The 25,690-nt window shown below is 34.4% G+C and carries 20 protein-coding genes and 2 pseudogenes; 18 read left to right on the top strand and 4 right to left on the bottom strand.

Annotated features, from left to right (window positions below):
• Positions 1 to 231 precede the first annotated feature (231 nt).
• The 3 genes from ACYQ1E_RS14420 (at position 232) to ACYQ1E_RS14410 (ending at position 3,538) form a co-directional block, all read left to right on the top strand.
• Positions 232 to 1,524, top strand: coding sequence for an ATP-binding protein (locus tag ACYQ1E_RS14420; RefSeq protein ID WP_459880843.1), 1,293 nt, complete (start codon positions 232 to 234; stop codon positions 1,522 to 1,524).
• A 142-nt stretch (positions 1,525 to 1,666) separates the two neighbouring features.
• Positions 1,667 to 2,443: a DUF1156 domain-containing protein gene (locus ACYQ1E_RS14415; protein WP_459880840.1), complete on the top strand. Its 777-nt coding sequence runs from the start codon at positions 1,667 to 1,669 to the stop codon at positions 2,441 to 2,443.
• A 33-nt stretch (positions 2,444 to 2,476) separates the two neighbouring features.
• Positions 2,477 to 3,538: an IS630 family transposase gene (locus ACYQ1E_RS14410; protein ID WP_459880837.1), complete on the top strand. Its 1,062-nt coding sequence runs from the start codon at positions 2,477 to 2,479 to the stop codon at positions 3,536 to 3,538.
• Between the two features lie 83 nt (positions 3,539 to 3,621).
• On the opposite strand, the gene ACYQ1E_RS14405 is transcribed toward ACYQ1E_RS14410, so the two are convergent.
• Together ACYQ1E_RS14405 and ACYQ1E_RS14400 are read right to left on the bottom strand one after the other, a co-directional pair.
• The gene (locus ACYQ1E_RS14405) at positions 3,622 to 4,422 is read right to left on the bottom strand and encodes a phospholipase D-like domain-containing protein (protein WP_459880834.1); all 801 of its coding nucleotides are present in this window, start codon (positions 4,420 to 4,422) and stop codon (positions 3,622 to 3,624) included.
• Between the two features lie 482 nt (positions 4,423 to 4,904).
• The gene (locus tag ACYQ1E_RS14400; RefSeq protein WP_459880831.1) at positions 4,905 to 5,825 is read right to left on the bottom strand and encodes a glycosyltransferase family 9 protein; all 921 of its coding nucleotides are present in this window, start codon (positions 5,823 to 5,825) and stop codon (positions 4,905 to 4,907) included.
• Between the two features lie 189 nt (positions 5,826 to 6,014).
• Between ACYQ1E_RS14400 and rbp the strand changes: the two are divergent.
• Positions 6,015 to 6,259: pseudogene (gene rbp, locus ACYQ1E_RS14395) on the top strand (RNA-binding regulator).
• A gap of 269 nt (positions 6,260 to 6,528) precedes the next feature.
• On the opposite strand, the gene ACYQ1E_RS14390 reads toward rbp, so the two are convergent.
• A complete protein-coding gene (locus ACYQ1E_RS14390) occupies positions 6,529 to 7,395 on the bottom strand; it encodes an L-type lectin-domain containing protein (protein ID WP_459880828.1) in 867 nt (288 codons plus the stop codon).
• Between the two features lie 204 nt (positions 7,396 to 7,599).
• On the opposite strand from ACYQ1E_RS14390, the gene sfsA reads away from it, so the two are divergent.
• The 14 genes and pseudogenes from sfsA to ACYQ1E_RS14320 all read left to right on the top strand — a co-directional run bounded on the left by sfsA (position 7,600) and on the right by ACYQ1E_RS14320 (position 24,762).
• A complete protein-coding gene (gene sfsA, locus ACYQ1E_RS14385) occupies positions 7,600 to 8,760 on the top strand; it encodes a DNA/RNA nuclease SfsA (protein ID WP_459880825.1) in 1,161 nt (386 codons plus the stop codon).
• Between the two features lie 120 nt (positions 8,761 to 8,880).
• The gene (locus ACYQ1E_RS14380; RefSeq protein WP_459880823.1) at positions 8,881 to 11,421 is read left to right on the top strand and encodes a DUF499 family protein; all 2,541 of its coding nucleotides are present in this window, start codon (positions 8,881 to 8,883) and stop codon (positions 11,419 to 11,421) included.
• Between the two features lie 52 nt (positions 11,422 to 11,473).
• Positions 11,474 to 12,259, top strand: coding sequence for a type III-B CRISPR module RAMP protein Cmr6 (gene cmr6 / locus ACYQ1E_RS14375; RefSeq protein WP_459880820.1), 786 nt, complete (start codon positions 11,474 to 11,476; stop codon positions 12,257 to 12,259).
• Positions 12,260 to 12,337: 78 nt separating this feature from the next.
• Positions 12,338 to 12,811, top strand: a complete 474-nt coding sequence (locus tag ACYQ1E_RS14370; protein WP_459880817.1) for a virulence RhuM family protein — start codon at positions 12,338 to 12,340, stop codon at positions 12,809 to 12,811.
• 108 nt (positions 12,812 to 12,919) lie between these two features.
• Positions 12,920 to 14,524: an ATP-binding protein gene (locus tag ACYQ1E_RS14365; RefSeq protein WP_459880815.1), complete on the top strand. Its 1,605-nt coding sequence runs from the start codon at positions 12,920 to 12,922 to the stop codon at positions 14,522 to 14,524.
• Between the two features lie 99 nt (positions 14,525 to 14,623).
• Positions 14,624 to 16,219, top strand: coding sequence for an ATP-binding protein (locus ACYQ1E_RS14360; protein WP_459880812.1), 1,596 nt, complete (start codon positions 14,624 to 14,626; stop codon positions 16,217 to 16,219).
• 102 nt (positions 16,220 to 16,321) lie between these two features.
• The gene (locus ACYQ1E_RS14355) at positions 16,322 to 17,917 is read left to right on the top strand and encodes an AAA family ATPase (RefSeq protein ID WP_459880809.1); all 1,596 of its coding nucleotides are present in this window, start codon (positions 16,322 to 16,324) and stop codon (positions 17,915 to 17,917) included.
• A gap of 27 nt (positions 17,918 to 17,944) precedes the next feature.
• Positions 17,945 to 18,826: pseudogene (locus ACYQ1E_RS14350) on the top strand (AAA family ATPase).
• Entirely contained in the window at positions 18,823 to 19,071 is a 249-nt protein-coding gene (locus ACYQ1E_RS14345; RefSeq protein ID WP_459880806.1) for a DUF433 domain-containing protein, read from the top strand. Before ACYQ1E_RS14350 ends, ACYQ1E_RS14345 begins: the two are co-directional and overlap by 4 nt.
• Complete coding sequence (locus ACYQ1E_RS14340) at positions 19,071 to 19,433, top strand: DUF5615 family PIN-like protein (RefSeq protein ID WP_459880803.1); 363 nt, start codon at positions 19,071 to 19,073, stop codon at positions 19,431 to 19,433. The genes ACYQ1E_RS14345 and ACYQ1E_RS14340 overlap by 1 nt, the downstream gene beginning before the upstream one ends.
• A gap of 158 nt (positions 19,434 to 19,591) precedes the next feature.
• Positions 19,592 to 19,762 carry a DUF1156 domain-containing protein gene (locus ACYQ1E_RS14335; RefSeq protein WP_459880800.1) on the top strand — a complete coding sequence of 57 codons (171 nt, stop codon included), beginning with the start codon at positions 19,592 to 19,594 and terminating at the stop codon, positions 19,760 to 19,762.
• Positions 19,749 to 21,353, top strand: a complete 1,605-nt coding sequence (locus ACYQ1E_RS14330) for an ATP-binding protein (RefSeq protein WP_459880797.1) — start codon at positions 19,749 to 19,751, stop codon at positions 21,351 to 21,353. The genes ACYQ1E_RS14335 and ACYQ1E_RS14330 overlap by 14 nt, the downstream gene beginning before the upstream one ends.
• 101 nt (positions 21,354 to 21,454) lie before the next feature.
• Positions 21,455 to 23,062, top strand: a complete 1,608-nt coding sequence (locus tag ACYQ1E_RS14325; protein ID WP_459880794.1) for an AAA-like domain-containing protein — start codon at positions 21,455 to 21,457, stop codon at positions 23,060 to 23,062.
• A gap of 101 nt (positions 23,063 to 23,163) precedes the next feature.
• Positions 23,164 to 24,762 carry an AAA family ATPase gene (locus tag ACYQ1E_RS14320; protein WP_459880791.1) on the top strand — a complete coding sequence of 533 codons (1,599 nt, stop codon included), beginning with the start codon at positions 23,164 to 23,166 and terminating at the stop codon, positions 24,760 to 24,762.
• Positions 24,763 to 24,914: 152 nt separating this feature from the next.
• Here the strand turns inward: ACYQ1E_RS14320 and trpA are convergent, their stop codons facing one another.
• Complete coding sequence (trpA, locus tag ACYQ1E_RS14315; RefSeq protein ID WP_459880789.1) at positions 24,915 to 25,682, bottom strand: tryptophan synthase subunit alpha; 768 nt, start codon at positions 25,680 to 25,682, stop codon at positions 24,915 to 24,917.
• Between the last annotated feature and the right edge of the window lie 8 nt (positions 25,683 to 25,690).

Here is a 25,690-nt window from a genome sequence, read left to right as displayed (position 1 = left end):
AAAGCATCCCATTATTATTTTTGATTTTAATGGGATTAACAAACACACATATAAGGCAATGGAGACAGAGTAAAAAAATCGTCTTTTTATAAGTTAATTTTAGATTAGAAACTAGGGCATAGAGACATATTACAGGATTTTTTTGGGAGAGTGAAAGTTTTTCTTGAAAATATGGAATTATTTGCAGTATATTACAAAAAAAAACGGAATTATTTGCAATAAGGTGTAGATATGATATTAGAGAGTTTGTTAAAACAGGTGTTAATAGAGCAAAAAGAACTTATCAGACCCTCATCAGAATATATTCTCAGAGATGCAATAGAAGATATTCAGCGATTTTATGGACTAAAACACATAGTTGTAATTACAGGTCATAGAAGGGCGGGAAAAAGCGTCTTTCTCTCCCAGATTGTTAATAAATATTATGGGATGGATGATGTTTATTATCTCAATCTTGATGATGAAAGGCTCTCTTCTCTCAAATCTGAGGATATGAATAAGGTTCTGGAAACTTTTCATATCTTATTTGGTGAGAAAAAGGTAATATTTTTTGATGAAATTCAAAATCTTGAAGATTGGGAAAGGTTTGTAACAAGACTCTTTAATCAAGGATATAAAGTTTATATCACAGGTTCAAATGCAAAGCTTCTTTCATCTGAACTTGCTACATTTTTAACAGGAAGGTATGTGGACATTGAAATCTTTCCTTTTTCTTTTAAGGAATTTTTAATTTACAAGAAATTCCCATTAGATGAGGTGATTCAGCAAAAAAGTTTCTACAAAACAGAAATAAAGGCAAAACTGAGAAAACTGCTGGATGAATATATAAAATCTGGCGGGTTTCCTGAAATGGTAAAGTATAAAGAACCATCTTTATTGAGAACTCTTTTTTCAGATGTTATCACAAAAGATGTTGTAAACAGATATAAAGTAAAAGAGGTTAGGACAATTAAAGAGATTGCGCATTTTCTTCTGTCAAACAGTGCAAATGAATTTTCTTATAATAGGATAAAAAACATTTATTCACTTGGAAGTGTTCATACTGTAAAAAATTATGTTGATTATCTTACCTCAACATATATGTTTTTTGAACTCTCAAGGTTTGCTCATTCTTTAAAAGAAATTCATACAAAAATAAAAAAGATATATACAATAGACAACGGATTTATTGAAGCTGTTGCATATTCTTCTTCACAGGATATGGGAAAACTTTATGAAAATACTGTTTTTATTGAATTAAAGCGAAGAGGGAAAGAGTTATATTATTACAAAGACAAAAGAGGAAGGGAGATTGATTTTATAGTTAGAGACAAAAAAAAGATAATAGATGCTATTCAGGTTTGTTTTGACATACATAATGATAAAGTTCTGAAAAGAGAAATAACAAGTCTTATTTATGGTTTAAAAGAGCTGGGTCTAAAAAAAGGAACTATAATTACCTCAGATACTGAAGATAAAAAAAAGATAAATGGCTTTGAGATTGACTTTATTCCGTTATGGAAGTGGCTTTTAAATCTGGGATGATAAATTTGAGAAAGATATGACTGAGTGAGAGACAGATAAAGTCTGTTCTGTATATTTAAAGAATACGAAAAAAATAGTTTTTTCTGTAGAGATTTGTAACAGCTTGTGTAGATAGGAATCTTAAAGGCAGAAGGAGAAAATAATGAAAACTAAACGCTTTATAGAGGTCAGTTTCCCGGTAAAAGAGATAAGCAAGATCTCAGCAAAAGAAAAAAACATAAGGCACGGCCATATTTCAACCCTTCACATCTGGTGGGCAAGGCGTCCTCTGGCATCATCAAGGGCAACAAATTATGCAGCACTTATTCCTGCTTCTGAAAATCCAGAGCAGTGGGATAAAACAAGGCAATTTATAATAGAGCTATCAAAATGGGAAAATTCACTAAATCCCCACATCATTGAAAAAGCAAGAAAGGACATTTTAGAGGCAAACGGAGGAAAGCCTCCAAGGGTTTTAGATCCCTTTTCAGGCGGTGGAGCAATTCCTTTGGAAGCCCTTCGCCTTGGATGTGAGGCCCATGCTGTTGATTACAACCCAGTTGCCAATCTTATCTTAAAGTGTACTCTTGAATACCCGCAGAAGTTTGAAAAAAAGACACTTAAAAAGGTAAAAAACGAGTTTGGATTTGAAGTGGAAAAAGAGATAAATCCCCTCCTTGAAGATGTAAAAAAATGGGGAGATTGGGTACTTAAAGAAGCAAAAAAAGAAATTGGAAGGTTTTATCCTCAAGATGAAGACGGTTTTATTCCTGTAGGCTACATCTGGGCAAGGACAATTCCATGTCAAAACCCGACCTGCGGTGCTGAGATTCCCCTCATGAGGCAATTCTGGCTTGCCAAGAAAAAAAACAAAAAGGTGGCTCTATATCCTTTTGTAGAGGATAAAGAGGTTAAGTTTATAGTATCCTTCAGAACTTGATATAATAGGAACGATTTGATATAATGAATATTTATGAAAGGGGAACGTATTAAGGTTAAAAATATAGAAGAGCTAAAGGAAAAATTAAAGGGTGAGAAGAAAGACAATATTTTGGTAAAACTTATTTTTCTAAATCTTATAAGAGAAGGGATAGATTTTGAAAAGGCGTGTAGCGGTTGTGGGATAGCCCAATCGACAGGATACTTATGGATAAGGGAATGGAACCAAGAGGGTTATAAAGGGATAAAAGGTAAAGGAAGAGGAAAAGGGGGAGGAAGGCCAAGTAGGCTATCAGAGGAAGATTTAAAAAAGCTTAAGGAATTACTTAAAAAGAGAGCTTATTGGACTACAAAAGAAGTAAGGGCATTGATAAAAGATACTTTTGATATAGAATACTCCCAAGACCATGTAGTAAGGATATTGAGAGATAAGCTTAAGATGCATTTTTCTAAACCATATCCGATGGATTATAGGAAACCAAAAGATGGAGAGAAGATATTAGAGAATCAACTTCAACTTACTTTTTCTCTGTTAAAGGAGAAAGGATTTAAAGAAGAGGAGATAGCAATAGGTTTTATAGATGAAACAAGTCCGCAGAACACCGCCAATACAGTAAGGGTATGGAGTTTTGAGAAGACAAGAATTATAAAAAATACAACAAAGTTCAAGACAAACACAATAGGTTTTTATGCTATAAAAGGAGAAAGTGTAAAATCATTTTTAGAAGATTCAAAAGACTTATCAATAGCTAAGTTTTTAGAAAAGATAAGAGAAGTAAATAAGAAATATAAAGCGATAGTAGCAATAATAGATAATTTTTCATCCCATAAGAGTAAAGTAGTAAGAGAGAAGGCATCTGAGTTAGATATTTATCTAGTCTATCTTCCCCCTTATTCACAAGAGTTAAATCCTATTGAGTATATCTGGAAAAGTATAAAAAGAGTGCTTTCATTAGTTTTTGTAAAAGATATAAAAGAGATGAAGGAGGTTATATCAGAAGCATGGAATAGGTTATGTAAAAAACTAAGTTTTGCTAAAAGTTGGATAGAAAAATTTTTAAAGGGCACCCCATATTATATGAAATTGTGCGGATAACTATAATGAATAAAAACCATCCAGGACAAATATCTTTGAATGACAAAAAGGTGGAGGTTGAAAATAGACTTTTACCCCATACATTAGCAGTTCCCAGAGCATATTCCTTGTGGCCCAATGAACGTAGGGAATGTTGTTTTTTCAGGAAGTATTATTTTTACATCAACTCCCCTCAAAGCTGCTGATTGGAGTGCCCCGATTATTTCCCTATTAGGGAGAAAATAAGGACTCATGATGTAAATATATTCTTTTGCTAGTGAAATTGCACCGACCAGGAGGATGGTTAAGGAATTTAAGTCATCATCTGGGCCAACAGTTATGCATCTACAAATAGCCTCTCCCTTAGGTTCAGGTGGTAATCTTTGTTTTTTTATTTTCTCACCTGTACAAAAAAACCAATCATCTATAAATATTTGTTCAAGCTGTCCCACTATAGGTCCAGTTAGTTTAAAATGAATATCTTGAATCTTATTTCTTTTTTTATATTGAGAGATTATGTGTTTGTCTCTAATATTAATTCCTCCTGTAAACCCCACTTTTCCGTCAACAACCAGTATTTTTCTGTGATTTCTCAGATTTATTAGAGGAGAGAAAGGATATAATCTTGGAGGAAGAAACCTAGTGAAAGGTATGTTGTTTTTTCTTAGATATGGGCCAATGGTTGGATAAGAGTACCACTCTCCAATACCATCAACAATTACCCTTACATCCACTCCTCTGTCTTTAGCATGTTTTAGTGGTTCTACAAATTGTTTTCCAATTTTTCTTCTTTCAAATATATAGGTTTGCAAAAAAACAGATTCTTTAGCATGTTTTATTTGATATAACATCGAAGGATATGCATCATCTCCATTGTGTAAAATCTCAATATTATTATCAGACACAAGGGGAAATTTTGATATTGAATCAGAAATCTTTGCAATTTGATGAAAATCAGGGGGGATTACAAAGAATCTATAAGAAGAATTGAGGTATTTGTCTTTGTTATTGATCAGAACCAAGTCGTTATTAATTACATCAGGCCAAAACCATCTTATTTTTTTGCCTTTAATTTGACCCTATTTATTCCAAACATAAAATATAGAATTATCCATACCCAGGCCTCCCTTGGATCTTTTTTATAAAAAAGTGCATGAAGGGCACTTGCGACTTGAAATAAAAAAATAATTAAGGCAATAAAATAAGTAACAACGTTCATATTAAGTATGTGGGTTACATGTAAGTGTTTTTCTGGTCAATTTTTATTGAATATTCAAGAACTTAGTAAGACTTTTTCATTGTGTCAAGAAAAACGAGCTAATTTCAGCGATTCTCGGCAAGGGGAGAAATTAAATCATTTTCTCAAATAATTTTTTAAATATCAATGTCAAAGAAGATTAAAATATATTTTAATCTTATCCAATACTGTATCCACTGTAATCTCTTTAAGACACAACATTTTATCACATTTAATATCTATAATTGATGTACAAGGTGAACAGCTAATATTTGGAGAAATAATTAACGACCCAATAGGCCCCCATAATTTAGGATTTGTTGGACCAAATATAGTTATGTTAGGCACCTGATTCATCCCAGCAAGGTGCATTGGACCACTGTCATTCCCAATTACTAATTTAGATTCTAAGATTATGTTCTGAAGTGTATAAACGTCTTGTGATACTAAAACAGAAAACTTGGAAAAAAAATTAAGATCAAATCGCTCTAATTCTGCAGGGCCCATCACAAATCTAACATTTTGACCCATGGACAACAATATCTCTGCGAGTTTTATAAAATTTTCAATGGGCCAATTTTTTAGTCTATGACCAGAGCCTGGAAAAATTGTTACAAAATTGGAGTTGCTTTGTCTTTTAAAATAAAATGACCATATTTTTTGCCAATCTACACAACTATCTAATCCTATATTTTGTAATTGATTTAGATACTGTTTCCAGACTTTTTCTTCTTTGTTTTCTAAAATCCCTTTTAAAAATATTACATTATGATATTTTTGATTTGATATATTTTTCTTTAAAACAAACCAGATAATTAAAGAGTCGTTAAATTCTGAGGAAAGTTTTTCATTTAAATATATTTTATCCAAAAGTATCCTATATTTCCATGGAAGAAATTTTATATTTAAAGGCTTTATCCAATAATTATAATATTGTTTTCCATAAAAATAAAACTCAATCTTATTTTTATAAAATTCTACAATATTACATAAACTAGGCCATATTTGTAAAAAATCACCTAATGCGCCTTTATGTACAAAGATTATTTTTTTGTATTTAGTTATATTCATGTGTTATTATGCTTTATTGTTTTTATAACATTTTAAATTTATAGACTAAATTAGTCAATAATAGAATAATTCAAAAAATTATATTTTCTTTTAATTTTTAATTGACATTACAAATAAAGTATGAAATAGTCTCATCATTGGTTAACACAATTGTGTAACTTTTAATTTTATTTTTTAGGAGATTTTTTTATGAAGAATTTGTATGTGGGAAACATTCCTTACAGCGTAAGAGAAGAACAGGTAATGGAACTTTTTCTGAGTACGGAGAAGTTCATTCTTTCAACCTGATCAGGGACAGGGAAACTGGAAGGTCCAGAGGTTTTGGTTTTGTGGAAATGGATACAGATGGTGCTAATAGGGCAATTGAAGGTCTTAATGGAAAAGAACTTGATGGACGCAGACTGAGGGTAAACGAAGCAAGATCTAGAAGATAATATATCTGAATATAAGTAAGATAAAAAAGCCATCTCCCTTTAGAGATGGCTTTTTTATCTTATTTCTAAAATCTGCAATTACATCAAGCATAAGCAATTAATTATTTAAGGTTCTGGAACCTACCTGAAAAAACTTTCAAAAGAAGCTCAAAAAATATAGCACCTCTAAAAATTAATTCTATGCCGACGTGTTATACATAAAAGCCCAAACAGACCGGAGCCCAAAATCCAAACACTTGCAGGGATAGGGACTGGAATGGCAAATATTTTTACATTGTCGATTCCATAAGATTCATCCTTCTTCTCACAACCAATAACCCCATCAGACTTGAGCCTAAGAGATAAATAGCTGCTGGCAGGGGAGCAGCCACAGGCTTTTGTGTAGTAAATTCCCAAGAGATAATATCGTGTATTTCATAAGCACCCCCAGTTGCTGCGGTGAAACCTACATATACATTTTCATAATTACCCAAATTTCCAATCTCATAACTCAGAGTTGGATTATCGGGTTTATTATTAGAATTTGATAAATAAACCTTGATCCATCCCTCATCGTAGTCAATCCATGCATATCTATTGGAGTTATTACTATATAGCGAGCTGGAAACTACATCTGTAGTTTTAACCGAAGTCATATTGCCATTTAGATCTAAACCAACATGATATTTACTTGGATCGCTATAATTGTCATTTTTAAAAGTATCAAATTCTACTGCTATACTTGGAGAAATCCCTTTGTAACCTAATCCACCTCCTCCTGCACCCAGGGCCGAGGTTCCATTAGAAGATATTTGAGCCACAAAGGCAAATCCATCTCCTCTGTCTTGACCATTATACCCCCCATCATGAATTTGGAAGGTAAATTTTGTGCTGAAGTAATCACTTATAAAGATTGGAGTTTTATAAAAAGCACTTCCCCTCTTTTCCCCTTGGTCTGGAGTAAGCCTCAATATTCCATTTGTGATGGAAGCATTCCCATTTAGCTGTAAATTTGAAGAATTAGAAAAATCATTAAAAGTTACTGTTATAGTATTGGGTGGGGCTCCAACCATAGCCTTTGCCATACCAAAGGGACCTGCAACCCAAAAACAGATTAAAAACAAAAAAATCATTTTTTTAATTAATAAATTTCTCATAACAACCCTCCTTCAATTCCTTTTTTAAAAGGATATCCGGTGTTAAAAAAAATCAATCCCTCAAAAGAGGGATTTTTAAAAAAATTTTTGGGTAGAATCTTCTCACCAATTGAAATCTTCTGTTTTGTCTTCTAAAAGTTTTTGAAAATTTTAAATTTGCCATTTGGTCTTGAAAAAATTTATATTTTCTTTAAAATTTTTTAAATGCTAACCTATCCCTTTAGTTTTAAAAAAATAAAAGGTCTTTTTTTAAAGAGACTCAATAGATTTACAGTAGAGGTAATTGTAAATTCTAAAAAAACTTTGGCCTATCTTCCTAATCCTGGAAGACTGTGGGAACTTCTAATTCCAAACACAGAAGTATTGATTGTAAAAAATCATTCCCATACAAAACTCCCATATACCCTTTTGGCCTGTAAAAAACACAACACCTGGATTTTACTTCATACCCACTTAACTAACAAAATAGTAAAATCTCTGTTATTGAATAAAAGACTTCCCTTTTGGAGAGATTGGGAATTTTTTAAGGATGAAGTAAGATTGGGAAAAGGAAGAATTGATTTTTTGCTCAGAAATATTACCAAAGATTGCGAAAAATTCATGTTTTTAGAAGTAAAAACCTGCACCCTCTTTGGAAAAGATATAGGAATGTTTCCCGACGCAGAGACTAAAAGAGGAACTCGTCACATTCAAGAACTTGCCAATTTAAATCCCTTAAATCAAAAGGGGGCACTTCTTTTTGTCATAATGAATCCTGACATATCCTTTTTCATGCCTGCTTTCCATGTGGATTTAACTTTTTCAAAAAACCTTATTGATCTATCTAAAAAATTGGACATAAGGGCTATAAGTCTTGGTTTTGATGAAAATGTTGAAAAGATATCCTTTGTAAAAGAAGTCAAGATACCCTTTGAACTTATTGAAAAAGAACTAAGAGATTCAGGATGTTATCTTATCTGGATTTTTTTAGATAACTCTAAGGATATTGTTGCGGGAAAGAAGAGCTTTTTTTTAGAAAAAGGTTATTATATCTATGTGGGGTCCGCAAAAAAAGGACTCACTAGTAGAATAAATAGACACTTAAGAAAAAAAAAGAAACTTCACTGGCATATTGATTATTTAACTAAAGAAGCAAAAAAGAAAGTGGCCATTCCCATTAGAAGTTATGAACCTTTAGAGTGTATTATAGCCAAAAAATTAGCCAATTTAGGAAAGCCAATATCAGGATTTGGTTCATCTGACTGTAAGTGCAATTCCCATCTCTTTTATTTTGAACAGGATCCCCTAAAAGACCCCAAATTCCAGGAGTTGCTTATAGACTTTCGTATAAATAGATTGACCCCTAAATTATTTAATAGCCTATAAGGGATGAAGCAAAAAATTAGTTTTAAACAATTTTTTAATGAAATAACACCCCATCTGGGCGCCAATTTACGATTTTAAGGTAACAAGGATAGTGACTCAGGATATAGGGAGGTTAATCTGATGAAGCCATTTACTCAGGTGGCAACACCTCATGAAGATATTTTAAAAGGCAAACTTCAAATGGATGTGTTTGCCGCAGACCTATGGCAGGTGGCAGAGGGCAAAGCACCTCTGGATTATCAAGATCGTGATTTGTTTTTTAAAAAAACATACAAGACCAAGGGACTTTTAAATATCCTTGAGGTAGTGAAATCAAGGCTTCAAGGTAAAAGCGGAGATTCTGTTATTCAGCTTCAGACCCCTTTTGGCGGCGGTAAAACCCACACCCTTATTTCCCTTTATCATAAGGCAAGAGAGTGGAATGCTAAAGTGGTGGTATTTGATGGCACAGCGCACAATCCAAAAGAAGTGAGATTGTGGGAAGAGATTGAAAGACAGCTTACAGGGAAAATTGAACTCACCAAAGGAGAAATATCTCCAGGAAAGCAGGCGCTAATAAATATTTTGTCTGAAAACTCTCCTGTATTGATCTTAATTGATGAGCTTCTTCAATACGCCACAAAGGCCGCCGGAGTAAAGGTTGGAGATTCTAACCTTGCATCTCAAACCCTTGCCTTTGTTCAAGAACTCACAGCAGCAGTGGCAACTGTGGGAAATGCTCTTTTGGTCTTAACTTTGCCATCAAGTATTTTGGAAAGATATGATGAAACATCTGAAAGGATGTTCCAGCAACTTCAAAAAATAACAGGAAGAACAGAAAAAATATATGCGCCTGTGGCAGACGATGAAATAGAGCTTGTGATAAGAACAAGACTTTTTAGCAAGGTGGATGAAAAACAAATCAAAGAAATAGTGGATGTGTTTGTGGAATATGCAGTCTCAGAAGGACTTATCTCAAAAGAAGAATCTTTAGATTACAGAGAAAAATTTATAAACTCCTATCCATTTAAACCAGAAGTAATAGATGTGCTCTACAAAAGATGGGGCTCTTTTCCAGAATTTCAAAGAACCAGAGGTGTGTTAAGGCTTCTTTCTTTGGTTGTTTACAGTCTTTTGGACAAAAATATTCCCTTTATTCGCATAGCAGATTTTGACCTTAAAAACGAAGAAATTAAACGGGAACTCATAAAACACATAGGAAACGAATGGGACAGCATTATCTCACAGGACATCACATCAAAATCTGCTGGTGCAAAAAAAGTAGATGATGAACTTGGAAGCGCATACAAACCCTATAAACTTGGAAGTGCTGTTACTACTGCTATTTTTATGTATTCCTTTTCTGGAAAAGGGAAAATGGAGGCAAGCGTGAAAGATATAAAATTGTCCTGTGTATATCCTGAGTTTTCAAGCAATGTTGTGGACACTGCTCTCAGCAATTTAAAAGAACGCTTATTTTATCTCTCAGATGAGGGGCTATATTTTACAAACCAGCCTAATTTAAACAGAATTATCCTTTCAAAAGAGGAAAATGTATCATTAGATGAAATTGAAAAACAAGAACAAAATATCATAAAAAACCACATCTCAAGACCACCTAAGATGAAAACATTTTTATATCCCAGACTTTCAAGGGATATTCCTGATACCCCAGAGCTAAAACTCATTATTTTAAAGGCTAAAGAACCTGACAGAGAGTTTTTTGAAAAATATGGAGAGTCTCCAAGGATATATAAAAATAGTTTGATATTTTTTTGTCTGGATGATGAATATAAAGAACAATTTATTATGTTTTTGAGAAAAACACTTGCCTTAAAATCCATTGAAGCTGAAACAAAGCTAAATTTGACTGAAGGGCAGAAAAAAGAAATAAAAAATAAGTTAAGGGCGCAAAAAGACAGGGAATATGAAACCTTAAGAAAACTGTACCGCAAAATATTTTTGCCTTCAAAACAAGGTTTTAAGGAAATTGATCTGGGACTTCCAAGCTATGTGGAGAATATGCTTGATAAAGAAATATACGAGAGCCTGCGAAGTAAAGGAGAAATACTTGAAAAGATTGCGCCAATGGTCATTAAAAATAAATACCTTGCAGATAAAAAACATCTGGAAGCAAAGGTGCTTTATGAGGCATTTTTAAAAACTCCTGGAGAAATAAGACTTACTTCAAAAGATGCCTTTATAAAAAGCATAAAAGAAGGTGTTAAAAATAAACTTTTTGGATATGGCTACTTACAAAATGGAGATGTTGAGTGCAAATTTATAGGCGAAGAGCCACAGGTGGAATTAAATGAAGGAGAAATTATTATAAATCCAGAGCTATGCGTAAAACAACCTCAGGAAAAAGAAGATAAAAAACAACCTCTGTTTAAACCAGAGCATACTCCTAAAACTCCTGAACCTCCTCAAATACATGAGCCTCCAGCAGAATATGCGAAAGATGCCCTTTCCAGCTTAAATTTAACCCTTAATGTCCCAATAGGCCAGATCTCTACAATTGCAGGAGTAGTAAATTATTTAAAAACCAGATTTGATGAACTAAATGTAAAAATCACAATTTCAGCAAGCTCAGGCAAATTAAAAATAACAGAATATGAAGATAAAATCATAGAGGCATTAAAACAGGGGAATATTGAGATAGAGGATGAGGAAAAGGGGTAAAGATTGAATGTGTTAAAAGGAGAAGGTATGATTGAAGTTTCGGAGGAAGAAAATGGCTAAAATTGCAATACCTGATAATAATAAGTATTTTCCTCAGGATACGCAAAATGTTTTTCAAAATTTTAAAATAGGTGAAAGAGATAATTTCTTTTATCTTTTTAACTCGCCAAGATGTTTTTTTAAAAAGAATAAATTAACGATACAAGTTAATGAAGAGATTGAATTATTTAAATGGGAAAAAACTTTTTTAAAATTTATTAATAAACGGAGATATACTGTTATTTCAGAATTTGAAATAAATGGATACAAAAAAGAAGAGATTGAAAAAATGTGTAGCTGGCGTCTTGTTGTGGGACTTGGAGCTTCGCATCCTCAGGAAACTTCAATGACTCTTCACCATATATATGGAATCCCTTATATTCCTGGTAGCGCAGTAAAAGGAGTTACAAGACACTGGATAATTCTTTCTAAATTTGAGAATAATGAGAAAAACGCAGAACAAGATGAGGCCTTTCAAAAAATATTTGGTACTCAAAAACAGCAAGGAAATATTATTTTTATGGATGCGTTACCTATAAATGAAGCAAATCTCAAACTTGATATCATGAATCCTCATTATCCTGACTATTATTCCAATAATATTCCCCCTGCTGACTGGCAACAACCTAAGCCAATTAAATTTCTTACAGTTGAGAGAACTACCTTTCACTTTGTTCTTTTGAATAAAGACGAATGTCTTATCAGAACTGCAAAAGAGTGGCTTGAAGATGCATTGAAAAATTTTGGTATAGGAGCAAAGACATCTCTTGGATATGGTATTTTCGAATTTGATAGTTAATTTAAAGAATAAATTTCTATGAGAAATTAATAAAAATTGAACTAGTTAAAAATATCAGTTGACGACCTTATAAGAGTTATGCCCACTACCAATGAAATAATCATTTACCAGCAAAAGGACAAAAAAATTGAAGTCTCTTTGCGAGAAGAGACTATTTGGCTATCTCTTAATCAAATTGCCGAACTTTTTGATGTTCAAAAGGCTGCGATTTCAAAACACATTAAAAATATATATGATTCTGGAGAGCTTCAAAGGGAGTCACCTGTTTCCATTTTGGAACCAGTTCAAATTGAAGGTAAGAGAAAAATTAAAAGAAAAATAACCTATTACAACCAGGATGTCATAATCTCCGTAGGATACAGGGTTAATTCCAAAAAAGCCACAATGTTTAGAATATGGGCAACAAATGTTTTAAAAAATTACCTTTATTGTCCATTTGATGAAAAGTGTTCTAAGATTTGGCTTGTTACTGGAAGCAATGATACCAACACAACAGAACACTCTAAGCTGAGTATTAGAAGTAGTGTAAGAAAAGTGATATGTGTAGAATGAGATAATATTGCATTAATTGTGTCAAGATAATATGAAGAATTAAGAAGGTTGTACTGCAATTAAAAGAAAAATATGCTATAAAAACAACTAATAAATTAAGGAGCACCCATGAGATTTTTCAATACAGCAGGACCTGTAAGGTGTGAAGATCATTATTGTTTACCCCCATTGGAGCGGTTAGATTTAGAAGAAGTGCTAATGCTAATTGATCAGAAAAAATATTTTGTGCTTCATGCACCAAGACAAACAGGTAAAACAACCTGCCTTTTAGCACTTCAAGAGTATCTGAATAAAGAAGACAAATACAGGGCGCTATATGTAAATGTAGAGAGTGCTCAAGGCGCAAGGGAGGATGTGTACAGGGGAATTAAGGCAATTTTAAGTACAATGACAATAATGATAGAAGAGTATTGGGAAGAAGGTTTAGACATAGATTACAATAAAGTATTAAGAGAACATGGAGAAGATTCTGCCCTTTTAACTTACTTGAGAAAACTTACCCAAAAGTCCACTAGACCTGTTGTATTGATGATAGATGAGATAGATAGTCTTGTTGGAGATACTTTGATTAGTGTGTTAAGACAGCTTAGGGCAGGATATAATTTAAGACCAGAAGGCTTTCCCCAGAGCATTATATTGTGTGGAGTAAGAGATGTTCGGGACTATCGCATACACTCAAGCAAAGAAAAAGAAATTATAACAGGAGGAAGTGCATTTAACATCAAAGCCGAGTCCTTGCATCTTGGAGATTTTAATAAGAGAGAAATAAAAGTCCTTTATAATCAACATACAGAGGAAACAGGTCAAAAGTTTGAAGATGGGGTTATAGATTATGTATGGGAGCTTACAGAAGGACAGCCATGGCTTGTAAATGCACTTGGATATGTTGCATGTTTTAAGTTAAAAGAGGGTAGGGATAGGAGTAAACCAATTACAAAAGAGCTTATTACCGAGGCAAAGGAGAGGATAATTTTAGAAAGATATACTCACATAGATCAACTTGCAGACAAGCTTAAAGAAGATAGAGTAAAAAGCGTAATAGAAACAATTTTAAAAGGTGAAGGCATAAGAAATATAAAAGAGGATGATCTTCAATATGTTATAGACTTAGGTCTTGTTAAAAGAGATAGGGAAGAAGGACCAAGGATATCCAATGGCATATACAGAGAGATCATCCCAAGAGAGATTACCTATATGTTACAGACAGAGCTAGAAAGCCAGTTTAAACCTTTGTGGTATGTAAATCCAGATGGAAGCCTTGATATGGTAAAACTTATGCGAGCATTTCAGGAGTTTTTTAGAGAACACAGCGAGAGCTGGCTTGAGAGATTTAAGTACAAGGAAGCAGGACCACAACTACTTATGCAGGCTTTTTTACAGAGAATTGTTAATAGTGGAGGCAGAATAGAGAGAGAATATGGACTTGGCAGAAGGAGGACAGATCTTCTTTTGATATGGCCCATTGGGACAACCAGTCTTTTAGAGGCAAAGAAGATACAAAAGGTGGTGATAGAGCTCAAGGTTCTTTATAAAAGTCTGGAAAAGACCATAGAGGAAGGTTTATCTCAGACCTATGAATATATGGACAGATGTGGTGCAGATGAAGGACATCTTGTAATATTTGATAAAACAAAGGGCAAATCATGGGATGAGAAGATATTTGAGAGAAGGGAAAAATACAAAGGCAAAGAGATATGGGTGTGGGGGATGTGAAAATTAAATTCCTTATGTATGAGGAAGATAAAGGATAGGTTTATTATTATAATAAAGAAAAATATGTTATAAAAACAATCAATAACTTAAGGAGCACCCATGAGATTTTTCAATACAGCAGGACCTGTAAGGTGCGAGGATCATTATTGTTTGCCTCCATTAGAGCGGTTAGATTTAGAAGAAGTGCTAATGCTAATTGATCAGAAAAAATATTTTGTGCTTCATGCACCAAGACAAACAGGTAAAACAACCTGCCTTTTAGCACTTCAAGAGTATCTGAATAAAGAAGGCAAATACAGGGCGCTATATGTAAATGTAGAGAGTGCTCAAGGCGCAAGGGAGGATGTGTATAGGGGGATCCGCTCAATAATGAGTTCTCTGGAAGCAGGTGTTAGGTTTTTCTGGAAACAGGAAATTTTGAAAGATTGGCTTGAGATACTCAAACAAAGAGGAGAAGATGATGGTTTAAGAGAACTTCTTAGTGTGCTTAACATTAGAGCAGACAAACCAGTAGTATTGATGATTGATGAGATAGATAGCCTTGTTGGAGATACTTTGATTAGTGTTTTAAGACAACTTAGGGCAGGATATAATTTAAGACCAGAAGGCTTTCCCCAGAGTATTATATTATGTGGAGTAAGAGATGTTCGGGACTATCGCATACACTCAAGCAAAGAAAAAGAAATTATAACAGGAGGAAGTGCATTTAACATCAAAGCCAAGTCCTTGCATCTTGGGGATTTTAATAAAAAAGAGATAGAGATACTTTACAGCCAACACACAGAGGAAACAGGACAAAGATTTGAAGATGGTGTTATAGATTATGTGTGGGAGCTTACAGAAGGCCAGCCCTGGCTTGTAAATGCACTTGGATATGTGGCATGTTTTGAATTAAAAAAAGCAAGAGATAGAAATAAGATTATTACAAAAGATTTCATCACCGAGGCCAAGGAAAAGATTATTTTAGAGAGATATACCCACATTGATCAGCTTGCAGACAAGCTTAAGGAAGATAGGGTTCAAAGGGTAATAGAGGCTATTTTAGAAGGAGACAAAAATCCAGAGGACATACCAGTTGATGATATTTTGTATGTAGAGGATTTAGGTCTAATAAAGACCCGTCCGAATTTGAGGATTTCAAATAAGATATATCAGGAGATAATTCCAAGGGAACTTACCTTTAGCACTCAAGTAACCATAACCCATGATGCTTTGTGGTATGTAAATCCAGATGGAAGCCTTGATATGGTAAAACTTATGCGGGCATTTCAGGAGTTTTTTAGAGAGCACAGCGAGAGTTGGCTTGAGAGATTTCAATATAAAGAAGCAGGGCCACAACTACTTATGCAGGCATTTTTGCAAAGGATTGTTAACAGTGGCGGAAGGATAGAGAGAGAATATGGACTTGGCAGAAGGAGGACAGATCTTCTTTTGATATGGCCTATTGGGACAAATAGTCTTTTAGAGGCAAAGAAGGTGCAAAAGGTGGTGATAGAGCTCAAGGTTTTATACAAAAGTTTGGATAAGACCATAGAGGAAGGCTTATCTCAGACCTATGAATATATGGACAGATGTGGAGCAGATGAAGGACATCTTGTAATATTTGATAAAAGAAAAGATGTGAGTTGGGATGAGAAGATATTTGAGAGAAGGGAAAAATACAAAGGCAAAGAGATATGGGTGTGGGGAATGTGAAAATTAAATTCCTTTTGTAGTAATGAGGAAGATAAAGGATAGGTTTATTATTATAAAAAGAAAAATATGCTATAAAAACAATCAATAACTTAAGGAGCATATATGAGATTTTTCAATACAGCAGGACCTGTAAGGTGCGAGGACCATTATTGTTTACCCCCATTGGAGCGGTTAGATTTAGAAGAAGTGCTAATGCTAATTGATCAGAAAAAATACTTTGTCCTTCATGCACCAAGGCAAACAGGTAAGACAACCTGCCTTTTAGCACTTCAGGAGTATCTCAACAAAGAACGCAAATACAGGGCATTATATGTAAATGTAGAAGGTGCTCAGGCAGCAAGGGAAGATGTATATTTAGGCATTAAAACTATTTTAAGTATAATTGAATCTCGTATTAGAAGATACTGGAAAGAAGACTTTGGAGAAGATTTTGGTTTTATTTTAGAGAAAAGAGGACCTGATGATGCCTTGAGAGAATTTTTGTGTTTACTTACAGAAAAAAGCAATAAGCCTGTGGTGTTATTACTTGATGAGATAGACAGCCTTGTTGGAGACACATTAATCAGTGTTTTAAGACAACTTAGAGCAGGTTATACAGACAGACCAGAAGGTTTTCCTCAAAGTATAATCCTATGTGGAGTAAGAGATGTTAGGGATTATCGCATACACTCAAGCAAAGAAAAAGAAATTATAACAGGAGGAAGTGCATTTAACATCAAAGCCAAGTCCTTGCATCTTGGGGATTTTAATAAAAAAGAGATAGAGATACTTTACAGTCAACATACAGAGGAAACAGGACAAAGGTTTGAAGATGGGGTTATAGATTATGTGTGGGAGCTTACAGAAGGCCAGCCCTGGCTTGTAAATGCACTTGGATATGTGGCATGTTTTGAATTAAAAAAAGCAAGAGATAGAAATAAGATTATTACAAAAGATTTCATCACCGAGGCAAAGGAAAAGATTATTTTAGAGAGATATACCCACATTGATCAGCTTGCAGACAAGCTTAAGGAAGATAGGGTTCAAAGGGTAATAGAGGCAATTTTAGAAGGAGACAAAAATCCAGAGGACATACCAGTTGATGATATTTTGTATGTAGAGGATTTAGGTTTGATTAAGACCCGTCCGAATTTGAGGATTTCCAATAAGATATATCAGGAGATAATTCCAAGGGAACTTACCTTTAGCACCCAGGTAACCATAACCCATGATGCTTTGTGGTATGTTAATCCAGATGGGAGCCTTGATATGGTAAAACTTATGCGGGCATTTCAGGAGTTTTTCAGGGAACATAGTGAAAGCTGGCTTGAGAGATTTCAATACAAAGAAGCAGGACCACAATTACTTATGCAGGCTTTTTTACAGAGAATTGTTAATAGTGGAGGTAGAATAGAGAGAGAATATGGACTTGGCAGAAGGAGGACAGATCTTCTTTTGATATGGCCTATTGGAACAACCAGTCTTCTTGAAGCAAAGAAGGTGCAAAAGGTGGTTATTGAGCTCAAGGTCCTTTATAAAAGTCTGGAAAAGACCATAGAAGAAGGTTTATCTCAGACTTATGAATATATGGACAGATGTGGAGCAGATGAAGGACATCTTGTAATATTTGATAAAACAAAGGGCAAATCATGGGATGAGAAGATATTTGAGAGAAGGGAAAAATACAGAGGGAAAGAGATATGGGTGTGGGGAATGTGAGGTTTGTTTAATTAAGGGAGCAAAGCCATGAAAAAAAGACTTGGTCTTGATACATCGTCTTTTAGAAAACTCAGAGAAAAGGACCTTGTATATGTGGATAAAACCAAATGGATATATAAGCTTATTACAGAGGAAGAATGTTATTTTTTATCAAGGCCCAGAAGATTTGGTAAATCCTTAACCATATCTACTCTAAAAGAGCTTTTTTATGGAAACAAAGAGCTTTTTGAGGGTCTTTTTATTTACGACAAATGGGAATTTAAAAAATATCCTGTTGTTATTTTTGACTTCAATGAAATAAATAATAAAACCCCAAAAGACCTTGAAAATTCCCTTAGAACATTACTATTTTGAGGTTAATAAGATAAAAAGACCATCATCAGATGATCTCTCATTTCTTTTCAAACAGCTTATTGTATCTTTATACATAAATTTAACCAAAAAGTAGTGATTTTAATTGATGAATATGACAAGCCAATAATAAATCATTTAGGCAAGGGAGATAAAGAACTGCAAGTAGCAATTCAAAACAGGGATATGCTGGAGAATTTTTTTGGTGTATTAAAAGGCGCAAATGTGGTGGATATAATCCAGTTTGTCTTTGTAACAGGAGTATCCAGATTTTCCAAGGTCTCTATTTTTTCCAAATGGAATAACTTGCAAGATATAACCATGAGAGGAGAGTTTGCTGATTTTTTGGGTTATAGAGAGGAAGAGGTAAAGATTTATTTTAAGGATTATTTAGAAGATCTGGCTAAGGTGTATCAGTTAACTTTGGATAAAGCTATGAAGAAACTCAAGTTTTATTACGATGGATACAGGTTTAGCGAGTCAAATAATGTGAGGGTGTTTAATCCAGTATCCATAAGGAATACAATAAATATTTTGCTGGAGGAAAAGAAAATATGAAAAAAAACAAATTACTTGAGAGAATAGAAATAAATCCTAAAGTTATGGTTGGAAAGCCTGTTATTAAGGGGACTCGTTTGACTGTTGAGTTCATACTTAATCTCCTTGCTAATGGGGTGAGTGTGAAAGAAATTCTGGATGAATATAAAGGTCTTACAAAAGAAGATATTTTTGCCTGTCTTCTTTTTGCAAGCCGCACTCTTTCTGAAACCGAGTTTATGCCATTAGAAAAAGAGGTAGTTTAATGAAATTTACGGTAGATGAATGTGTTGGTCCTAAAGTAGCAAAATGGCTCAGGGAACAAGGCTTTCAAGTTTTTTCTGTATATGAAGAAGCACGAGGAGCTTCTGATGACCAGCTTATTGAAAAAGCTAATACTGAGGGTTGGATTTTAATTACTGCTGACAAAGATTTTGGAACAAAGGTTTACAGAGAAAAAAAGCTGCATAAAGGAATTATCCTTTTAAGATTAACAGATGAACGTTCAAATCTGAAAATCATAGTGCTTGAAAAGTTGATAAAAGAATATAAGGATAAACTAACTGGAAGTTTTGTAGTAGCTACAGAGAAAAGAGTGCGTTTTGCTTATATAAAAGAAAAAGTCTAATCAAGATGGTAATCTTAAAAGCTTAAAAAATGAGTACAAAAGGACAAAAGCATAGGAGTCTTGGTAATGCAAAAAAGATTTGCGGAATCACTTAAATTTCCTATTAGTGAGGTGAATCGTAGGTCTTCTTCTGAAAAAGGAGCAGGGAGACCGCCTTTTTGGGAGATGTTTTTTACTGGACAAGAAAGCCTCTTATTGGTGCAAGAGGAGTTATTGCAGCTTCTCTCCTTCCTGAAGATGTTGAGATAGTGTTCCATAAATTGTGTGTCTGGCACCAAGAAAGGAAAATATGCTATAAAAAATTAAGGAGCACCCATGAGATTTTTTAATACAGCAGGGCCTGTAAGGTGCGAAGATCATTATTGTTTGCCCCCATTGGAGCGGTTAGATTTAGAAGAAGTGCTAATGCTTATTGATCAGAAAAAATATTTTGTCCTTCATGCACCAAGGCAAACAGGTAAAACAACCTGCCTTTTAGCACTTCAAGAGTATCTGAATAAAGAAGGCAAATACAGGGCACTATATGTAAATGTGGAAAGTGCTCAAGGGGCAAGGGAGGATGTGTACAGGGGAATTAAGGCAATTTTAAGTACAATGACAATAATGATAGAAGAGTATTGGGAAGAAGGTTTAGACATAGATTACAATAAAGTATTAAGAGAACATGGAGAAGATTCTGCCCTTTTAACTTACTTAAGAAAAGTTACCCAAAAGTCCACCAGACCTGTAGTGGTAATGATTGATGAGATAGATAGTCTTGTTGGAGATACTTTGATCAGTGTTTTGAGACAGCTTAGAGCAGGATATAATTTAAGACCAAAGGCATTCCCCCAGAGTATAATCTTATGTGGAGTAAGAGATGTTAGGGACTATCGCATACACTCAAGTAAAGAAAAGGAAATTATAACAGGAGGAAGTGCATTTAACATCAAAGCCAAGTCCTTGCATCTCGGGGATTTTAACAAAAAAGAGATAGAGATACTTTACAGCCAACACACAGAGGAAACAGGACAAAAGTTTGAAGAGGGGGTTATAGATTATGTATGGGACTTAACAGAAGGACAGCCCTGGCTTGTAAATGCACTGGGATATGTTGCATGTTTTGAGTTAAAAGAGGGAAGAGATAGAAAAAGACTCATTACAAAGGATCTTATCACAGAAGCTAAGGAAAAGATTATTTTAGAGAGATACACCCACATTGATCAACTTGCAGACAAGCTTAAGGAAGAGAGAGTAAAGAGCGTAATAGAAGCAATTTTAAAAGGCGAAGGCATAAGAAATATAAAAGAGGATGATCTTCAATATGTTATAGACTTAGGTCTTGTTAAAAGGGATAGGGAAGAAGGACCAAGGATATCTAATGGCATATACAGAGAGATCATTCCAAGAGAGATTACCTATATGTTACAGACAGAGCTAGAAAGCCAGTTTAAACCTTTGTGGTATGTAAATCCAGATGGAAGCCTTGATATGGTAAAACTTATGCGAGCATTTCAGGAGTTTTTTAGAGAACACAGCGAGAGTTGGCTTGAGAGATTTCAATACAAAGAAGCAGGGCCACAACTACTTATGCAGGCATTTTTGCAAAGGATTGTTAACAGTGGCGGAAGGATAGAAAGAGAATATGGTCTTGGCAGAAGGAGGACAGATCTTCTTTTGATATGGCCTATTGGGAGAAATAGTGTTCTTGAAGCAAAGAAGGTGCAAAAGGTGGTTATTGAGCTCAAGGTCCTTTATAAAAGTCTGGAAAAGACCATAGAAGAAGGTTTATCTCAAACCTATGAGTATATGGACAAATGTGGAGCAGAAGAGGGACATCTTGTGATATTTGACAAGACAAAGGGCAAATCATGGGATGAGAAGATATTTGAGAGAAGGGAAAAATACAGAGGCAAAGAGATATGGATCTGGGGGATGTGAAAATTAAATTCCTTTTGTAGTAATGAGGAAGATAAAGGATAGGTTTACTATCATAAAAGAAAAATATGCTATAAAAACAATCAATAACTTAAGGAGCACACATGAGATTTTTTAATACAGCAGGACCTGTAAGGTGCGAGGATCATTATTGTCTTCCACCATTAGAACGCTTTGATTTGGAAGAAGTGCTAATGCTCATTGATCAGAAAAAATATTTTGTGCTTCATGCACCAAGACAAACAGGTAAAACAACCTGTCTTTTAGCACTTCAGGAGTATCTCAACAAAGAAAGCAAATACAGGGCATTATATGTAAATGTGGAAAGTGCTCAAGGGGCAAGAGAGGATGTGTACAGGGGAATTCAATCTATTATGTATGAAGTTGCCTATAGATATCAAAAGACATTTAAAGACGATTATTTTCTCGAACATTACAAAAAAATACTTGAACAAACAGGAGAATATTCTGCATTTAAGGCACTACTTAGCATGATGAGCGAATATACTAAAAATCCTATAGTCTTAATGATAGATGAGATAGACAGCCTTGTTGGAGATACATTAATCAGTGTATTAAGACAACTTAGAGCAGGTTATACAGACAGACCAGAAGGCTTTCCCCAGAGCATTATATTGTGTGGAGTAAGAGATGTTCGGGACTATCGCATACACTCAAGCAAAGAAAAAGAAATTATAACAGGAGGAAGTGCATTTAACATTAAAGCCGAGTCTTTGCATCTTGGAGATTTTAATAAAAGAGAAATAAAAGTCCTTTATAATCAACATACAGAGGAAACAGGACAAAAGTTTGAAGAGGGGGTTATAGATTATGTATGGGAGCTTACAGAAGGACAGCCCTGGCTTGTAAATGCATTGGGATATGTTGCATGTTTTAAGTTAAAAGAGGGAAGAGATAGAAATAAGCCCATTATAAAAGAACTTATCACAGAAGCAAAGGAAAAGATTATTTTAGAGAGATACACCCACATTGATCAGCTTGCAGACAAGCTTAAGGAAGAGAGAGTAAAGAGCGTAATAGAAGCAATTTTAAAAGGCGAAGGCATAAGAAATATAAAAGAGGATGATCTTCAATATGTTATAGACTTAGGTCTTGTTAAAAGAGATAGGGAAGAAGGACCAAGGATATCCAATGGCATATACAGAGAGATCATCCCAAGAGAGATTACCTATATGTTACAGACAGAGCTAGAGGGTCAATTTAAACCTTTGTGGTATGTAAATCCAGATGGAAGCCTTGATATGGTAAAACTTATGCGAGCATTTCAGGAGTTTTTTAGAGAACACAGTGAGAGCTGGCTTGAGAGATTTCAATACAAGGAAGCAGGACCACAACTACTTATGCAGGCATTTTTGCAAAGAATTGTTAATAGTGGCGGAAGAATTGAAAGAGAATATGGTCTTAGCAGAAAGAGAACAGATCTTCTTTTAATATGGCCTATTGGGACAAATAGCCTTCTTGAAGCAAAGAAAGTGCAAAAGGTGGTGATAGAGCTCAAGGTTTTATACAAAAGTTTGGATAAGACCATAGAAGAAGGTTTATCTCAGACCTATGAATATATGGACAGATGTGGTGCTGAAGAGGGACATCTTGTGATATTTGATAAGACAAAGGGCAAACCGTGGGATGAGAAGATATTTGAGAGAAGGGAAAAATACAGAGGCAAAGAGATATGGGTGTGGGGGATGTGAAAATTAAATTCCTTTTGTAGTAATGAGGAAGATAAAGGATAGGTTTATTATCATAAAAGAAAAATATGCTATAAAAACAATCAATAACTTAAGGAGCACACATGAGATTTTTTAATACAGCAGGACCTGTAAGGTGCGAGGATCATTATTGTTTGCCGCCATTAGAGCGGTTAGATTTAGAAGAAGTGCTAATGCTAATTGATCAGAAAAAGTATTTTGTCCTTCATGCACCAAGACAAACAGGTAAAACAACCTGTTTGCTTGCTTTGCAGGAATATCTCAACAAAGAAGGCAAATACAGGGCACTATATGTGAATGTGGAAAGCGCTCAAGGGGCAAGAGAAGATGTGTATAGGGCAATACAGTCCATTATGTATGAAGTTGCCTATAGATATCAAAAGACATTTAAAGACGATTATTTTCTCGAACATTACAAAAAAATACTTGAACAAACAGGAGAATATTCTGCATTTAAGGCACTACTTAGCATGATGAGCGAATATACTAAAAATCCTATAGTCTTAATGATAGATGAGATAGACAGCCTTGTTGGAGATACATTAATCAGTGTATTAAGACAACTTAGAGCAGGTTATACAGACAGACCAGAAGGTTTTCCCCAGAGCATTATATTGTGTGGAGTAAGAGATGTTAGGGACTATCGCATACACTCAAGCAAAGAAAAGGAAATTATAACAGGAGGAAGTGCATTTAACATCAAAGCCAAATCTTTACACCTTGGAGATTTTAACATACATGAAGTAAAGATACTTTACAGTCAACATACAGAGGAAACGGGACAAAGGTTTGAAGATGGTGTTATAGATTATGTATGGGAATTAACAGAAGGCCAGCCCTGGCTTGTAAATGCACTGGGATATGTTGCATGCTTTGAATTAAAAAAAGCAAGAGATAGAAATACGATTATTACAAAAGATTTTATCACCGAAGCAAAGGAAAAGATTATTTTAGAGAGATACACCCACATTGATCAACTTGCAGACAAGCTTAAGGAAGATAGGGTTCAAAGGGTAATAGAGGCAATTTTAGAAGGAGACAAAAATCCAGAGGAAATATCAATTGATGATATTTTGTATGTAGAGGATTTAGGTTTGATTAAGACCCGTCCGAATTTGAGGATTTCCAATAAGATATATCAGGAGATAATTCCAAGGGAACTTACCTTTAGCACCCAGGTAACCATAACCCATGATGCTTTGTGGTATGTTAATCCAGATGGAAGTCTTGATATGGTAAAACTTATGCGAGCATTTCAGGAGTTTTTTAGAGAACACAGTGAGAGTTGGCTTGAGAGATTTCAATACAAGGAAGCAGGTCCACAGCTACTTATGCAGGCATTTTTGCAAAGAATTGTTAACAGCGGCGGGAGGATAGAGAGAGAATATGGACTTGGCAGAAAGAGAACAGATCTTCTTTTAATATGGCCTATTGGAACAAGTAGTCTTCTTGAAGCAAAAAAAGTGCAAAAGGTGGTGATAGAACTTAAGGTTCTTTATAAAAGTCTGGAAAAGACCATAGAAGAAGGCTTATCTCAGACCTATGAATATATGGACAGATGTGGTGCAGATGAAGGACATCTTGTGATATTTGATAAGACAAAGGGCAAATCATGGGATGAGAAGATATTTGAGAGAAGGGAAAAATACAGAGGCAAAGAGATATGGGTGTGGGGGATGTGAAGTTTGTTTAATAAGGAGCAAAGCCATGAAAAAAAGACTTGGTCTTGACATATACTCTTTTAGTAAGCTCAGAGAAGAAGACTTTGAGAGAATTTATGCTAAAATGTGAAAAGTAATAAGTGCAGCCCAGGTCCTAAAACCTGGGCCAAAATTTATATCCATGCCTTAAAAAAATCTTTTATATCTTTACCCTTATTTATATGTTCAATTACTGAGCTCCCAAATACAATTCCATCGATATATTCTTCTATTTCTTTAACTTGAGATGGGGATTTTATACCAAATCCAATAGAAATAGGAAGGTCAAATATATCCCTTGCCAATTTTAATTTTTCTTTGAGCTCCTCTGGCAATTTGTCCCTTGCACCAGTTGTTCCAAGCACTGATACAAAATAGACAAATCCAGAGGCAAATTTTGCATATTTTTCCAGTCTCTCTTTTGATGTATTTAAACCTACCAGATAGATTAAAGATATATCATGAGCATCAAAAATAGGCTTTATTTTAATGCTTTCTTCTAAAGGTAAATCAGCTATAATTATTCCAGATACTCCAGCATTTTTCATGTCCTTTGCCAGTTTTTCATAACCATATTTAAAAAAGGGATTGCAATAGCCCATAAGTACTATCTCACAATCAAGGAAAACTCTGTATTCTGTTAGATTATCAATTATCCATTTTAAATTGACCCCATTTTTAAGCGCAATATTAGATGCCTCTTCCACAACTGGGCCATCAGCTACTGGATCTGAAAATGGAACACCTATCTCGATTATATCAGCTCCCAGTTTGTCCATTTCTCTTATATATTCCCAAAATTTTTCCTTGTCTGGATATCCAGCTGGCAAAAAGGGCATAATAGCCTTTTTGCCTTTTTTTTGCTTATCTTGAAAAATTTTCTCAAATTTATTTAGTGACATCAATTATC

The organism is Desulfothermus naphthae (assembly GCF_054657475.1).
The sequence above is the reverse complement of the archived record's forward strand: the minus strand, read 5'-3'. Positions and strand labels throughout refer to the sequence as shown.

What these genes read in the sequence shown, in the direction of transcription:
- ACYQ1E_RS14420 (WP_459880843.1), top strand. Translation starts at nt 232, where the DNA reads ATGATATTAGAGAGTTTGTTAAAACAGGTGTTAATAGAGCAAAAAGAA.
- ACYQ1E_RS14380 (WP_459880823.1), top strand. Translation starts at nt 8,881, where the DNA reads ATGAAGCCATTTACTCAGGTGGCAACACCTCATGAAGATATTTTAAAA.
- trpA (WP_459880789.1), bottom strand. Translation starts at nt 25,682, where the DNA reads ATGTCACTAAATAAATTTGAGAAAATTTTTCAAGATAAGCAAAAAAAA.
- ACYQ1E_RS14355 (WP_459880809.1), top strand. Translation starts at nt 16,322, where the DNA reads ATGAGATTTTTCAATACAGCAGGACCTGTAAGGTGCGAGGACCATTAT.
- ACYQ1E_RS14330 (WP_459880797.1), top strand. Translation starts at nt 19,749, where the DNA reads ATGAGATTTTTTAATACAGCAGGGCCTGTAAGGTGCGAAGATCATTAT.
- ACYQ1E_RS14400 (WP_459880831.1), bottom strand. Translation starts at nt 5,825, where the DNA reads ATGAATATAACTAAATACAAAAAAATAATCTTTGTACATAAAGGCGCA.
- ACYQ1E_RS14415 (WP_459880840.1), top strand. Translation starts at nt 1,667, where the DNA reads ATGAAAACTAAACGCTTTATAGAGGTCAGTTTCCCGGTAAAAGAGATA.
- ACYQ1E_RS14325 (WP_459880794.1), top strand. Translation starts at nt 21,455, where the DNA reads ATGAGATTTTTTAATACAGCAGGACCTGTAAGGTGCGAGGATCATTAT.
- ACYQ1E_RS14370 (WP_459880817.1), top strand. Translation starts at nt 12,338, where the DNA reads ATGCCCACTACCAATGAAATAATCATTTACCAGCAAAAGGACAAAAAA.
- ACYQ1E_RS14390 (WP_459880828.1), bottom strand. Translation starts at nt 7,395, where the DNA reads ATGAGAAATTTATTAATTAAAAAAATGATTTTTTTGTTTTTAATCTGT.
- ACYQ1E_RS14410 (WP_459880837.1), top strand. Translation starts at nt 2,477, where the DNA reads ATGAAAGGGGAACGTATTAAGGTTAAAAATATAGAAGAGCTAAAGGAA.
- cmr6 (WP_459880820.1), top strand. Translation starts at nt 11,474, where the DNA reads ATGGCTAAAATTGCAATACCTGATAATAATAAGTATTTTCCTCAGGAT.
- ACYQ1E_RS14360 (WP_459880812.1), top strand. Translation starts at nt 14,624, where the DNA reads ATGAGATTTTTCAATACAGCAGGACCTGTAAGGTGCGAGGATCATTAT.
- ACYQ1E_RS14340 (WP_459880803.1), top strand. Translation starts at nt 19,071, where the DNA reads ATGAAATTTACGGTAGATGAATGTGTTGGTCCTAAAGTAGCAAAATGG.
- ACYQ1E_RS14345 (WP_459880806.1), top strand. Translation starts at nt 18,823, where the DNA reads ATGAAAAAAAACAAATTACTTGAGAGAATAGAAATAAATCCTAAAGTT.
- ACYQ1E_RS14365 (WP_459880815.1), top strand. Translation starts at nt 12,920, where the DNA reads ATGAGATTTTTCAATACAGCAGGACCTGTAAGGTGTGAAGATCATTAT.
- sfsA (WP_459880825.1), top strand. Translation starts at nt 7,600, where the DNA reads ATGCTAACCTATCCCTTTAGTTTTAAAAAAATAAAAGGTCTTTTTTTA.
- ACYQ1E_RS14320 (WP_459880791.1), top strand. Translation starts at nt 23,164, where the DNA reads ATGAGATTTTTTAATACAGCAGGACCTGTAAGGTGCGAGGATCATTAT.